Raw genomic sequence first — 13296 nt, 5'->3', positions numbered from 1 at the left:
CGTAGCGGCTGCCTCCGACAGCCCCGCGCAGAGCGGTGGTCGCCGGCCGCCATCCGGATAGTGTCCGGACATGGCCAGCGTCTTCACTCGGATCATGAAACGTGAACTGCCTGGGAGGATCGTCTACGAGGACGACCACTGCGCGGCGTTTCTGACCATCGCCCCCATCCGGCCCGGGCACACCCTGGTGGTCCCGCGCCTCGAGATCGATCACTGGATCGACCTTCCGCCGGATGTGCTGCGGGAACTGTGGAGCGCGTCAGCGCGGGTCGGCCGGGCCGTGGACACGGCGTTTCGCCCTCGCAGGGTGGCCGCGCTGCTGGCTGGTCTGGAGGTGCCGCACGTGCATGTGCACCTCGTCCCGATCAACTCCGAGGACGAGGTCTCGTTCTCGAAGGCTGATCACGATCCCGACCCGGCCGCACTCGACGACGCGGCCGAACGCATCCGGGCCGCGCTGGGCTGACGCGCTGGGCTGCCGTACCGGGCTGACACGCTGGGCTCTGACGCGCCGGGGAGCTCCGGCCGGCGTGCTTGGCCGTGGCACTGGTCGAACCGGGCCGACACGTGCGATCCGGAGAGGTCGGGCTGGTGCCTATACGCTGGTGCGTCATCGTTGTCCCCATCGCGCCCCGGAGTCCGTCCCGTGCCCGTCGACATCCCCGGACCGCATACCCGCTGGCGGTGCGGGATCTGCGGCAATCTGACCCGTTTCGACGTTGCCAGGACGGTGCAGTCACGGGACTACGTCCATGTCGACCTCGCTGGTGTCTCACGCGTTGAGGAACGCGACGTCGTGAGCGAGAAGATCGAACGCGTGTGGTGTCGCTGGTGTGGCGGGGTGGACAGCGTGGTGTGTGAGCCCCGGCCGGCGTCCGGGTGAGCGAGCCACTCCCGCCCAACGTCCGGGCGCAGGTCGTCGCGTTCGCCGCCGACACCCTGGCCGACCTGCCTGAGCAGGACGTGCCGTCGGCGCTCATCGCCGTCCGGCGTTTCATCCCGTCCCGGCGTTCCCGGCTCGGCGCGACGCCGCTGGCGGCGGCGATCGCCAACGACGTGGTCTTCCGCGGGCGGGTCGCCGAACGGGTCCGCCTGGCCCTGCCCGACCTGGTGGCATCGCTGGAGTCCGCGCAGGGGCCACCCGAGGCCGCGCCACCCGAGGAGATCGCGGCGGTCGCCTACGTCCTGCGCCTACCCGGCTGGGAGCAGATGGTCGATGCCGCCGCGCAGGAACTGGCCGCCTCGGCGGCGTCAGCCCGCGCGGCCGAGGCGGCCGGGACGGTCGCGCGCCTGCAGGACCAGCTCGAGGCGGTGCGGCGAAGCGCCAAGGCCGAGAACGACCAACTGCGTGAACGCCTGGCACTCACCCGCAGTGACGTCGAGGACGCCCGCCGCCGGCTGAGGTCCTCCTCCGACCGGGTCCGCCGGGCCGAGATCGCCGCCGGCGAGTCGGTGGATGCCGCCGAGAGGACCCGCGACGAGGCGGTGACGGCCGCCCGGGATGCCGAGGCGGAGACCCGCCGGTTGCGGCAACGGGTCGCCGAGCTCGAAGCTGCCCTGGCCGCCTCACGCCGGGGCAGCCGGGAGGCCCGCTCGGTGGAGGAAGTGCGCCTGCGTGTCCTGCTGGATACCCTGATGGCCGCGGCCAACGGCTTCCGTAAGGAACTCGCCCTGCCCACCGCGGTCCGCCGTCCGGCGGACATCGTCGGCCGTGAGGAGAATGCCGCCGCGTCCTTCGACCCGTTCTGTGGGATCGGCGCGCGTGGCCTCGCCGAGGACGATCCCGGCGTTGTCGACGAGGTCCTCGCGGTTCCCGGGGTTCACCTCATCGTGGACGGCTACAACGTGACCAAGCGCGGGTACGGTTCGCTGACTCTGCAGGCACAGCGCGCCCGGCTGTTGTCGGGGCTCGGCGCGCTGGTGGGGCGCGCGCCCGAGAGCGAGATCACGGTTGTGTTCGACGCGACGGCGGTGACTGCCAGGCCGGTGGGGGTGACCGCACCGCGTGGCGTCCGGGTGGTGTTCAGCCGGTCCGGTCAGCTTGCCGACGAGGAGATCATCCGGCTCGTGCGGGCTGAGCCCGCGGGCCGTCCGATGGTGGTTGTGACGTCCGACCGCGAGGTGGCGGACACGAGCCGGTTGTCGGGTGCGCGCCCGATTCCGTCCGCTGCGCTGATCGCTCGTCTCGAGCGTGCCTGAGCGCTCGGCCGGGAGTTCGGCCGGGAGCTCGGCCGACGTGTGGCCGGGAGACGCGACACGTGACCGCCGAGCACAGGACCGGGAAAGCACCGGGTCGTAAAACGCAGGGTCGTAAAAGTTGTCGGACCCCCGGCTTACGTTGCGTCTTACCGACGGTCCCGGCCGGAGAGGCGGCGACGATGCTGATCGACTGTGACACCTGTGTGGTTCGGGGAGACGCCTGTGGAGACTGCGTGATGCCCGTCCTGCTTGGGCCCGTACGCCGCGATGCCGAACGGGACGATCCCGTACGCCGCGATGCCGAACGGGACGATCCCGTACGCCGCGATGCCGAACGGTATGAGATCGAATGGGACGAGACTGAATACCAGGCCCTGCAGGCACTCGCGGACGGTGGCCTGATCTCGCAACTCGTTCCACGACTGGCCCCGTACCTGAAGTCGAGCTCTGACCCCCGACCTGTGGTGATCACGCATCCTTTGGCTGGTTAACCTCGTTGTGGCCCGGAGGCGCGTGTATGGGCAGGTGAACCGGGTGGGGCGGTGGTGGCGAGAACACCCACTGGTGATGTCGCTGGTTGCCGTTGTCGTCGCAGGCCTTGTCGCGGGCGTGCCGCTGGTCATCGCCGGTGGACACGATCATCCGGATGTGGCTGGCCCGGCTCGACCGCGGCTCGACGAGGGGCTCTCCGAGCGGTTGACGGTCACGGGGTCTGGTGTGCCACCCGCGTTGTCGGACCAGGTTCGCCGTGATGCCGATGATGCCCTGGGTTACGTACGCGGGGTCTGGGACGGGCCATGGTCCGATCATGTCGTGGTGGAGATTCCCGTGGATGACGCCGGGTTCCGTGCGCGGGCGGGGCGGATGGGCGCCGGCGGCGAGGCGGCGATCGCCGTGACCCCGGTACCGGCGGAAACCGGGCCGGACGGGCCGGGCGCCGGGCGCGTGATCCTCCGCAGGGAAGTCTATGAACGCCTCAGCGCGCAGGGGCGTCAGGTGGTACTGCGCCACGAACTGACCCATTTCGCGAGTGCCGCTGTGACCGGCTCGGGCACCCCGCTGTGGCTGGTGGAGGGGCTTGCCGAGACGGTGGGCCACGCCGGGGTCCCCTTGGCGACGACTCGGGCGGCGGCCGAACTCGCCGCCGACGTGCGATCCGGTTGGCTGCCTGACGCGCTGCCATCGGACGCGCAGTTCTCCGCCGCGGACGGAACGATCCTGCGTAGCTATCAGGAGGCGTGGCTGGCCTGCCGGTTGATCGCGGACAGGTTAGGGCTTGGCGGGCTGATCAGCTTCTACCGGCAGGTGGGATCCGGCAGGGGTGATCCGCAGTCGCGGCTGGACGGTGCGTTCCGGGCGTTCCTGGGGACCACCGAGGCTGGTTTCGTCGCTCAGTGGAGGTCGTATCTGAGGGCCGGCCTGTCGCCGTCGTAGATAGTGTGGTCCGATGTCGAACGGGCCCGCACCCCGATGGTGAGTCGGCTGTTGCGGCGCATCCGGCCTGCGGGAGTATCGCCCGATGCGGGTGCTGGTGATAACCAATGACTTCCCACCTCGTCCGGGTGGGATCCAGGCATATGTACATAATTTCGCCTGCCGGTTACCGGAAGGCGAGGTGGTCGTCTACGCGCCCGAGTGGAAGGGCTCGTCGGTCTTTGACGCGACCGCGCCGTTTCCGGTGGTGCGGCATCCGACGTCGTTGATGTTGCCCACGCCGGATGTACTTCGCAGGGCTCGGGCGGTTGCCCGATCCGAGGACTGTGATGTCGTGTGGTTCGGAGCGGCCGCGCCGCTGGGCCTGCTCGGTGCCGGGCTTCGCCGTGATCCGGGGATACGCAGGATCGTCGCCAGTACCCACGGTCACGAGGTGGGCTGGGCCGCGCTTCCTGGAGCGCGTCAGGCGCTGCGTCGGGTCGGGCGGTCGGCCGATGTCGTGACCTATCTCACCGACTACACGCGGGCACGACTCGCTCCGGCGTTGGGCCGCCATCCCACCCTGGCCCGGCTGCCCAGCGGTGTGGACACCGAGTTCTTCCGGCCGGGTGCCGGGCGCGACGACATCCGTAAACGTTATGGCCTGGCTGATCGCCCGGTTGTCGTGTGCGTGAGCAGGCTAGTCGGACGCAAGGGCCAGCACATGCTCGTCAGAGCCCTGCCGGCCTGGCGCCGCCGGGTGCCCGGCACAGCTCTGCTGCTGGTCGGCGGGGGGCCGGACCGACCGTCGCTGGCGCGCCTCGCGCGCGAGGTCGACGTGGCCGAGCATGTGATCATGACAGGTTCCGTGCCGTGGGGTGAGTTACCCGCGCACTACGCTGCCGGCGACGTGTTCGCGATGCCGTGCCGGACGCGCAGGGCGGGCCTTGAGGTCGAGGGACTCGGCATCGTCTATCTGGAGGCGTCCGCCACGGGTCTGCCGGTGGTCGCCGGGCGCAGTGGCGGAGCGCCGGACGCGGTGCTGGACCGCCGGACCGGTGTGGTGGTCGACGGTGGCGACCTGGCGCAGATAACCGATGCCGTCGGCCGGTTGCTGGCCGATCCCGACCGGGCTCGGGCGATGGGTGTGGCCGGCCGTGCGTGGGTCGAGGTGGCCTGGCGGTGGGACGTCCTCGCGGCGAGCCTGCGTGACCTGATGGCACCGGCACCCGGACCGGCCTGACATGATCGCTGGGATGGGTCCCGAGCCCGTGCAGATCGATCTGATCGACGAGGTCTTTGTGGCGGCCGGCCTCGCCGAGGTCTCGAAGGCCGTGCACGACCCCGCGCTGTGGCGCGCGCTGTGGCCGGACCTCGAGCTGAGCATCTTTCAGGACAGGGACACCGCGGGGCTGCGGTTCACCGTGACCGGCGCGCTGGTCGGGACCAGCGAGATCTGGCTGGAACCGTGGGGTGACGGGGTTGTCGCGCACGTGTACCTGCGGGTCGACGCCACCCGTCGCCATCAGCCCACAGCGGCCCGCCGGTTACGGCGGTCCGCGGCGAAAAGCCTGGCCACCCGTCGTTCTCTGCATACGAAACGTCAGCTCAACACGCTCAAGGACACTCTTGAGGCGGCTCGTGAGCCGGGGGAACCGGCTGCTGGGTATGGCCTGCCGGTCGGTTCCCCTGCGGCTTCTCGACCGCCGCAACCGTAGGCTTACCCGGCATGAGGGTACACGTGGTGAGCGACGTCCATGGCCGCGCCGATGCGCTCGCCGCCGCCGGGAAAGGCGCGGATGCCTTTGTCTGTCTGGGCGACCTGATTCTCTACGTGGACTACCGTGACCACAGTCGCGGTATTATGGGTGACCTTTTCGGCGCGGCCGCGGTTGGAAGAATGATTCGGTTAAGGACCGAGCAGCGTTTCGACGAGGCCCGTGAATGGTCCCGCAGCCTGTGGGCGACCCTGGGGGACGGCCGGCAGGAGATCGTCGAAGCGGCGATCCGCAAGCAGTACGAACAGATGTTCGCCGCCTTTCCGACCCCGACCTTCCTCACCTACGGAAATGTTGATCTTCCTTACCTCTACCCGGACTACCTGCGCGACGGCATCACGTTGCTGGACGGCGAGGTGGTCGAGATCGGGGGGCTGCGTTTCGGTTTCGTGGGTGGTGGTCTGCGCACTCCGATGCATACTCCCTACGAGATCGATGATGACGTCTACGCGGCGAAGGTGGCCGCGGTCGGGTCGGTGGATATCCTGTGCTGCCACATCCCGCCGCACCTACCCGAGCTCGTGTACGACACGGTGGCCGGGCGTTACGAACGGGGCAGCGCCGCGGTGTTGGAGGCCATTCACGAAATCCAGCCCAGGTACGTGCTCTTCGGGCATGTCCACCAGCCGTACCGGGACGTACTTGAGATCGGTCGAACGCGGTGCGTGAACGTTGGACATTTCAACGCGCGGGGGACGCCGTTCGTGCTGGAGTGGTAGGACTCGGACGGGCCGGGCCGGCGGTCCGGTACCCTTGATGATCGGTAAGGATGATTATCCTGGCGTCCAGGGAGAACCCGGGCGTCAGGAGATCCGGGATGTCAGCGGCGCCGGGTTCGCCCGGGTGAGTTGTGGAGGCACTGTCACCAATGGCGGATCACGCCCGAGCCACCGTTACGATCAACGCCAAACCGGCGGCGGTGATGGACGCGATTGCCGACGTCGCCGCGTATCCGTCCTGGTCAGGCCCGGTGGAACAGTCCGCGGTCGTCGAGGCCGGACCGGACGGTCGTCCCCGCCGAGGCCGTTTCGTGGTCAACGCGATGGTGACAAAAGAAGAATTTGTCATCGAGTACACCTGGTCGGGTGACGAGTCGGTGAGCTGGACGCTCGTCTCGGCAAACAACATGACAGCCCAGGACGGCAGCTACGTCCTGCGTGATATTGGTGAAGGCAGGACCGAGGTCACCTATGATCTGACGGTCGAACTGAAGATCAAAATCCCGGGTCTGCTTCGACGCAAGGTTCAAAGTGGCGTTGTCGACGCCGCGCTCAAGGATCTCAAGAAGCACATCGAGAGCTGATTTCGCGTGCGGTGCGTGCTCTTCACGGGTAAGGGGGGCGCCGGGACGACCACGGTCGCCGCGGCGACCGCCACGCTTGCGGCCCAACGCGGCTACCGGACGCTGGTGATGTCCGTGGATCCCGCGCAGGGCCTCGCCGCGGTACTCGATCACCCGTTGAGTGGTGCTCCGGTTGAGATCGAATCCGGTCTGTACGCGCAGCAGGCGGACACCCAGCAGGCATTCGAGGACCACTGGCAGGTCATCCGCGGCTATTTCAGCCGGTTCTGGAAGGTGACGGGAACCGACCCGGTGGAGGTCGACGAACTGATGGTGCTTCCCGGCACCGGTGAGGTTCTCACGCTGCTGCACCTGCTTGACCAGGTCACCTCCGGTGACTACGACGTCGTCCTGGTCGACACCGGTCCGATTCCCCAACTGCTGCGCCTGCTGACGCTTCCGGAAACGCTTGCCTGGTACCTGCGCCGAGTTGTCCCGCTCGATGGTCGGTTCGCGCGCAGACTGCGTCCCGGCCGGGCGCTGCTCGGCCGTCCCGACCGCCTTGGCGCCGTCCCGGAATCGTTGGTGGGGGCCGCGGCCCGACTTCAATCGATCATGCGTGAGGTTCGCGAGGTTCTCTCCGACCCGTTACGTTCCAGCGTGCGACTGGTGCTCACCCCCGAGTCCGTGGTGGTCGAACAGACACGGGGAGCGCTGACGGCGCTGGCATTGCACGGGTTCGCCGTCGACGCGGTCGTCGCCAACCGGGTGCACACCCAGTCCGGTGGCGACGCCTGGCGGGCCGGGTGGGCGGCCGTCCATCGTGACCAGCTGTTGGACGCGGAGCTGTCCTTCGCGCCGATCCCGGTTCTGCGCGCGGCCTACCGTGCCGGTGAGCCGGTCGGGCTTGAGGAGCTGGCGGCCTTCGCGGCCGCCGCCTACACCGGTCTGGACCCGGTGGGTGTTCTCGGCGCGGGCCGACAGGCCGACGGCGGTCCGCTGCACGTCGAACGCACCGACGACGGCTTTTCCATCTCACTGGGCCTGCCGTTCGTGGAACGCTCGGAGATCGGACTTACCCGGATCGGCGAGGACGAGCTGATGGTGTCCGTCGGGTCGCAGCGGCGGCTGCTCATCCTGCCGTCCGCCCTGCGGCGGTGTGACGTGCGGGGCGCGGTGCTGCGCGACGACCGGTTGGTGGTGTCCTTTGTGCTCGATCCGGATCTGTGGGTGCGCACGTGAGCAGTGCCGCGCCGCGTCCGCTCGCTGAGGAGGCCGCGCTGCTCGGCGCGGCCCTGCGTGACCTGCTCACGGACCCGGCGGCCCACGCCAGCCAGGGCCACGCCGACACCCGACCAGCCGGCGCTCCGGTCATCTCACCCATGACGACGTGCCAGGTGTGTCCGGTCTGCCGGCTTGTCGCCACGCTGGCTGCCGGCCGGCCGGAGGTGGCCGCGCACCTGTTCACGGCCGCGACCTCGCTCGCCGCGGCGCTGCGGGCCGCGCTTGCGGGGCCGGCGGGCGCCGACGAGGATGACGCGGCGACCGACGGGACCGGCGGAACCTGCCGACCGGAGAACACCACCGAGCGACCGCGATCCCGGTCGCGCGTTCAGAGGATCGATGTCGAGTGACCATTGCAGCGACGTCGGGGGAGAACCGTACGGAGTCCGGTCTGGTGGTCGGAGTGGATGTCGGTGGAACGAAGGTTGCCGCCGGCGTCGTGGACGTGACCGGAGCGATCGTCGCCTCGGTCCGCAGGCCGACTCCCACCCATGAGCCCGCTGAGGTCGCGGACACGATCGATGCAGCCGTGGCCGAGCTGCGGGCGGCTGTCGGGCCGGAGTCGGTGCGGGCCGTCGGGATCGGCGCAGCAGGCTGGATCGACCGTGAAAGGTCACACGTCCTGTTCGCGCCGAACCTCGCCTGGCGTAACGAACCATTGCGGGACGAGGTGAGCGCACGGACCGGCCTGCCGGTCGTCGTCGAGAACGACGCGAACGCGATGGCGTGGGGGGAGTACAGGTTCGGCGCCGGACGCGGCCACGACGATCTGGTGTGCGTCACGGTGGGAACCGGGATCGGCGGTGGAATCGTGCTGGGCGGCCGGCTGTACCGGGGGCGTTTCGGGATCGGCGGGGAGATCGGGCACATGCAGCTCGTGGCCGGCGGCCACCTGTGCGGGTGCGGGAACAGGGGATGTTTCGAGCAGTACGGCAGCGGTAGGGCGCTCGTCCGGACGGCCCGCGAGCTGGTCTCGACCTCCCCGGCGGCGGGTCGGCGCCTGCTGGAGAGCGCGGACGGTGACGTTACCCGTCTCACCGGTCCAGCGATCACCGCCGCCGCCCAGGAGGGCGACCCGCTGGCGGTGAAGTGTTTCGAGGAGATCGGCAGCTGGCTCGGGCGGGGTCTCGCCAGCCTCGCCGCAATTCTTGATCCTGGTCGCTTCGTCGTCGGTGGTGGTGTGGCAGAGGCCGACGATCTTCTCCTCGGCCCGGCCAGGGCCGAGTTCCGCAACAGCCTGTCAGGCCGGGCGTACCGTCCTGAAGCGGACATCGTCGTGGCGGAACTCGGGCCACCGGCCGGGATCATCGGCGCGGCCGACCTCGCGCGGCACTGACCCCGGACCTGCCCCGGGGCTCACCGGGGTGGGCGGGTCAGCGGGCCGCCGCCGCGGGACGGTAGTCGGTGACCAGTTCCTGGGCCAGTTGTTCCAGGAACAGCCCGGTGTCGGTGACGACGCCGACGGCCTGGGCAAAGCCGCGGTCGACGATCGTGGTGACGTTGCCGGGATCGATGTCCACACAGGCCAGTGGGATGGACGCCGGCAGGATGTTGCCGGTCGCCACCGAGTGCAACATCGAGGCAACCATCATCGCGAAACCCACGCCGTGCAGGGCGTCCCGCATGGCCCGTTGGCCGGCCAGCACATCGGTGTGGACGTCTGGCAGCGGGCCGTCGTCACGAACCGAGCCGACCAGGACGAACCTCTTGCCGGCCTTGACGAGAGCATGCATGATCCCGCTGGTGAGGATGCCGTCCTCGACCGCCATGATGATCGAACCAGCGCGCCGGATCGTGTTGATCGCCCGGATGTGCTGCTCGTGGCCGCGTTCGGCCGGCCTGCCGTGGGTCAGGTCGTCACCGGTCGTCGGTCCGTACAGGGCCGCCTCGATGTCGAGGGTGGCGAAGGCGTTGCCGGAGAAGAGCACGTCGACGTAGCCCGCTTCGACCAGAGCGACCATGGCGGAGGTGGCACCGGTCTGCACGACCGCGGGACCGGCGACCCACAGCACGTCGAAACCCTCGGCTTTGATCTCGCGGATCTGCCGCGCGACGGTGCGGACCAGCAGGGCCTGGCGCTGCGGCGACACCGGGGCCGTGGACGACGACATGGACTGGAAGGTCCCGTACACCCGGGTCGAGTGGTCGGTGACGGGCAGGACGGCCTTTACCCCGGACACGCCACACACGATCATGTCGCCGACCCGGACCTCGGACACCGGGATGGTACGTACCCGCCCTCCGACCACGACAAGGCCGCAGTCCATCTCGGGATGTTCCACCGGGACCCACTGGCCGCCGAGGCTGACCACGGTTTCCAGGTTGGTGGTCGAGTAGAAGTCCACGGGGAAGACCCCGTCACGGTCGGCGGGTTGCAGCACCACTTCGCCCTGGGCCACGCTGTTGACGCCGTGGACCTGGATACGCATGAGGATGCGGGTCAGTTGGCTCGGGGAAGTCGCCCCAATAATGATCTTTGCGTGTGACTCGTCGTCGTGGCTCTTACCGAGATCGATGCTTTCGACCTCGTAGTCACCACCGTAATTGAGGACATCGTCGAGCACCCGGGCGAGAACACCGGTGTCCATCAGGTGACCGTGGATCTCGACCGTTTCGTGAAACCGCACGCAGCCGCCCCTTCCATGACGTGACCAGTCCCCCGGTAGCCTCCGGCCGCGCGAGAAGAGCCGTGATCGCGCGGTCTTCGGCTACCGGGATCCGTCCGACCGATCTTCGATCGGGCAGGTCCTGGCGCCGAGGTCCGCCCACCGGGAGTCCAGGGTCAGACGACCGCACCGTCGTCGTCGTCGGAATCGGTGGGCAGCCGATCCCCCATTCGTGCTACCAGTGTGGCGACTCCGCCGAGCACAAGCATGACTCCTGCCACGTCACGGGACGAACCGTGCTCAATCCCGGCCACCGAGGGCGCCAGCAGGATCGCGACACCCAGCGCGATCGAACACAGTGCCCACCGGGTGACGGGCTGCATTCTTGGTATCGAAGGCGGTGGCGGCGGATCATAATGATCAGATGGTTCGTCGTCGCTGTCGTCCGGTTCGCTGTCGTCGGGTTCGTCCCGGGTGCCGGTCTCCTCGTCGGGATACGGGACGTGATCACAGCGATGGACCGGATGTTCCGGCGGGCGCCGGATCGGGTGGACGGGCATGAGCGTGGGCCGCGGCGGGCTGGGGACGTCCTCGGCGGTCGGCCAGGTGCTCGGCCCGGGCTCGTCATCGAAACGGGCGACCAACGCGGCGAAGGCCGCATCCTGCTCCTGCTCCGGATCCTGTCCGGCGTCCGGCGGACCGTAGCCCGGTGGCATGTCAGTCACGGTTCATCCTGAGACCGCCGTTCATCCCGAGGTCACTGTTCATCCTGAGACCACCGTTCATCCTGAGACCACCGCATGTGTCCGGACGAACTCCAGGCTTCCCTCGAATATCGTCTTCTGGTCGTTGTCCAGCGTCGCGACGTGGTAGCTGTCCTCCAGGATGCGCTCGGAGACAGTGCACGATGTCGCACCAGCCAGCAGGATCCGTCCGGACGACGGTTCGACGACGTGGTCGACGCGGCTGCGGAAGGTCAGTACCGGGCTGACGATGCGGCCCAGATCCGGGGCGGTCACCGCCCACAGTTCGCGCAGTGAGGCGAAGGCCCGCAGCGGGACGCGTCCGTAGGCGACCTCGTCGACGCCTGGTGCCTTGATGTCGCTGGAAATCCCGGGTAGGCAGGGCACGATCCGGGACAGCAGCGGTGCGAGTACCGCCACCTTCCGGTCGGTGCCCAGACTCGGGTTGACGGTGACGACGCCGGCCACGTCCGAGCCGTACACCTCGGCCAGTCGCAGGGTCAGCGTCCCGCCCATGGACAACCCCATGACGAAGACGGTCTCGCAACGCTCCCGGAGCCGGTTGAAGGCGCCATCCGCCGCCGCGAACCAGTCCTGCCAGGTTGTGGCGTTCATGTCCTGCCAGCGGGTGCCGTGGCCAGGCAACAGCGGACAGGAGACCGTCAGGCCGGCCTCCGCGAGGAACTCGCCCCATGGGCGCATGCTCTGAGGTGTGCCCGTGAATCCGTGGACCAGCAGCACCCCGGTGCTGTCACCGTCGCGTTCCAACGGTTCCGCGCCCGGTCTGACCGAAGACTGCGGTGCGCTCGTCATGATGTCCGCCCTCTCGTCACATGCGCGGGACCGTTCACGCACCGTTGGTGTGCGGGGCTTCTCCGTCATCATCGCGCAAACCGGCTTGGCAGCATGCTCGCATGCCGGGAGGACGGAGGCCATGGCGGTTTCCGCGCCGGCCGGCAGCCGGCATACGCAGCCTCGGGCCATCGGCGACGGTGACACGCCCGCCGGGTTCGGCGTGCGCCGGTGGACGACGCCGTCCTGGGTCCATACGGTTATTCCAGCCACCGCATGTTGTGCCACCGGGTGCGACCGGCGGATATTGGTTGACGACCACACCGGGAGCTGACGTGTTTTACTGGGTCGTCAAGGCGTTTCTCACCCCCTTCCTGCGGATCTTCTGGCGTCCGTGGGTCGAGGGCCTGGAAAGCGTGCCCGAGCAGGGTCCCGCCATCCTCGCCAGCAATCACCTGTCCTTCTCCGACCACCTCTTCCTCCCGTTGGTCGTGCCGCGCCGGGTCACCTTCCTGGCTAAGAGCGACTACTTCACCTCGCCCGGGATCAAGGGCTGGCTGCAACGGCTGTTCTTCAGCGGCTCGGGGCAGCTGCCAATCGACCGCAGTGGCGGGGCCGCGAGCGACGCGGCGCTGCGAACCGGCGTGCGGGTCCTGCAGCACGGCAGGCTGTTGGGGATCTACCCGGAGGGCACGCGTTCACCGGACGGACGGCTGTACCGCGGCAAGATCGGTGTCGCCCGGATGGCGCTGGAGTCGAAGGTGCCGGTCATCCCGGTCGCGATGATCGGAACCTTCGAGGTGCAGCCCCCGGGCAAGGCGATACCGAAGGTCCGGCGGGTCGGTATCCGGATCGGCCGGCCTCTCGACTTCAGCCGGTACGAGGGGATGGCCGATGATCGGTTCGTGCTCCGGTCCATGACGGACGAGATCATGTATGAACTTATGGCGCTGTCAGGCCAGGAGTACGTCGACATGTACGCGCAACGGGCCAAAACCGAGATCGCCGCGGCACACGAGGCCGCGATCGAAGCGGCCGGCGGCGCAGGCTCGGGGTCACTGGTCGTACGGGCGCCCGGCCACGCCTCCACCCCGGCGTCTCGAACCTCGGGTACGCGCCACGGCAGCGGACCCGAGGACGCATCCGACACCGCCGACCGGAGGGGTACCCGCCAGGCAGGCTGACCCGCGGTCACCGTG

16 protein-coding genes are annotated in these 13296 nt (G+C 68.9%); 13 read left to right on the top strand and 3 right to left on the bottom strand.

Translation table 11 applies throughout. The features are described from left to right. Positions 1-70 precede the first annotated feature (70 nt). The 12 genes from NBW77_RS10845 to NBW77_RS10790 all read left to right on the top strand — a co-directional run bounded on the left by NBW77_RS10845 (position 71) and on the right by NBW77_RS10790 (position 9292). Positions 71-466 carry an HIT family protein gene (locus NBW77_RS10845; protein ID WP_131747472.1) on the top strand — a complete coding sequence of 132 codons (396 nt, stop codon included), beginning with the start codon at positions 71-73 and terminating at the stop codon, positions 464-466. 180 nt (positions 467-646) lie between these two features. Further along, entirely contained in the window at positions 647-883 is a 237-nt protein-coding gene (locus NBW77_RS10840; protein ID WP_131747471.1) for a hypothetical protein, read from the top strand. After that, a complete protein-coding gene (locus tag NBW77_RS10835; RefSeq protein ID WP_250279646.1) occupies positions 880-2199 on the top strand; it encodes an NYN domain-containing protein in 1320 nt (439 codons plus the stop codon). Before NBW77_RS10840 ends, NBW77_RS10835 begins: the two co-directional genes overlap by 4 nt. Positions 2200-2435: 236 nt before the next feature. Then, entirely contained in the window at positions 2436-2690 is a 255-nt protein-coding gene (locus tag NBW77_RS10830; protein ID WP_242605943.1) for a hypothetical protein, read from the top strand. A gap of 22 nt (positions 2691-2712) precedes the next feature. Further along, positions 2713-3633, top strand: coding sequence for a hypothetical protein (locus tag NBW77_RS10825; RefSeq protein WP_131747469.1), 921 nt, complete (start codon positions 2713-2715; stop codon positions 3631-3633). A gap of 85 nt (positions 3634-3718) precedes the next feature. Then, positions 3719-4855 carry a glycosyltransferase family 4 protein gene (locus NBW77_RS10820; RefSeq protein ID WP_131747468.1) on the top strand — a complete coding sequence of 379 codons (1137 nt, stop codon included), beginning with the start codon at positions 3719-3721 and terminating at the stop codon, positions 4853-4855. Positions 4856-4868: 13 nt separating this feature from the next. Then, a complete protein-coding gene (locus tag NBW77_RS10815; RefSeq protein WP_207387116.1) occupies positions 4869-5330 on the top strand; it encodes a polyketide cyclase / dehydrase and lipid transport in 462 nt (153 codons plus the stop codon). Positions 5331-5341: 11 nt separating this feature from the next. Further along, the gene (locus tag NBW77_RS10810; protein WP_131747467.1) at positions 5342-6109 is read left to right on the top strand and encodes a metallophosphoesterase family protein; all 768 of its coding nucleotides are present in this window, start codon (positions 5342-5344) and stop codon (positions 6107-6109) included. A gap of 149 nt (positions 6110-6258) precedes the next feature. Beyond that, positions 6259-6693, top strand: a complete 435-nt coding sequence (locus tag NBW77_RS10805) for an SRPBCC family protein (protein WP_131747466.1) — start codon at positions 6259-6261, stop codon at positions 6691-6693. Positions 6694-6708: 15 nt separating this feature from the next. Continuing rightward, complete coding sequence (locus NBW77_RS10800) at positions 6709-7914, top strand: ArsA family ATPase (RefSeq protein WP_131747465.1); 1206 nt, start codon at positions 6709-6711, stop codon at positions 7912-7914. After that, positions 7911-8306: a hypothetical protein gene (locus tag NBW77_RS10795; protein ID WP_131747464.1), complete on the top strand. Its 396-nt coding sequence runs from the start codon at positions 7911-7913 to the stop codon at positions 8304-8306. The genes NBW77_RS10800 and NBW77_RS10795 overlap by 4 nt, the downstream gene beginning before the upstream one ends. Continuing rightward, positions 8303-9292: an ROK family glucokinase gene (locus tag NBW77_RS10790; protein WP_242605941.1), complete on the top strand. Its 990-nt coding sequence runs from the start codon at positions 8303-8305 to the stop codon at positions 9290-9292. Before NBW77_RS10795 ends, NBW77_RS10790 begins: the two co-directional genes overlap by 4 nt. Before the next feature lie 37 nt (positions 9293-9329). Here NBW77_RS10790 and NBW77_RS10785 read toward each other — a convergent pair whose 3' ends face one another. The 3 genes from NBW77_RS10785 to NBW77_RS10775 all read right to left on the bottom strand — a co-directional run bounded on the left by NBW77_RS10785 (position 9330) and on the right by NBW77_RS10775 (position 12118). Next, entirely contained in the window at positions 9330-10583 is a 1254-nt protein-coding gene (locus NBW77_RS10785; protein ID WP_131747463.1) for an ornithine cyclodeaminase, nickel-pincer nucleotide-dependent, read from the bottom strand. A gap of 155 nt (positions 10584-10738) precedes the next feature. Beyond that, positions 10739-11287, bottom strand: coding sequence for a hypothetical protein (locus NBW77_RS10780; RefSeq protein ID WP_131747462.1), 549 nt, complete (start codon positions 11285-11287; stop codon positions 10739-10741). A gap of 57 nt (positions 11288-11344) precedes the next feature. Continuing rightward, positions 11345-12118, bottom strand: a complete 774-nt coding sequence (locus NBW77_RS10775; protein WP_131747498.1) for an alpha/beta hydrolase — start codon at positions 12116-12118, stop codon at positions 11345-11347. A gap of 314 nt (positions 12119-12432) precedes the next feature. Between NBW77_RS10775 and NBW77_RS10770 the strand changes: the two genes are divergently transcribed. Beyond that, positions 12433-13281, top strand: a complete 849-nt coding sequence (locus NBW77_RS10770; protein ID WP_131747461.1) for a lysophospholipid acyltransferase family protein — start codon at positions 12433-12435, stop codon at positions 13279-13281. The last annotated feature ends 15 nt before the right edge of the window (positions 13282-13296 follow it).

It is taken from the genome of Frankia sp. Cppng1_Ct_nod (assembly GCF_920656135.1).
Lineage (GTDB): Bacteria > Actinomycetota > Actinomycetes > Frankiales > Frankiaceae > Protofrankia > Protofrankia meridionalis.
This window is presented reverse-complemented; position numbering and strand designations above follow the sequence as displayed.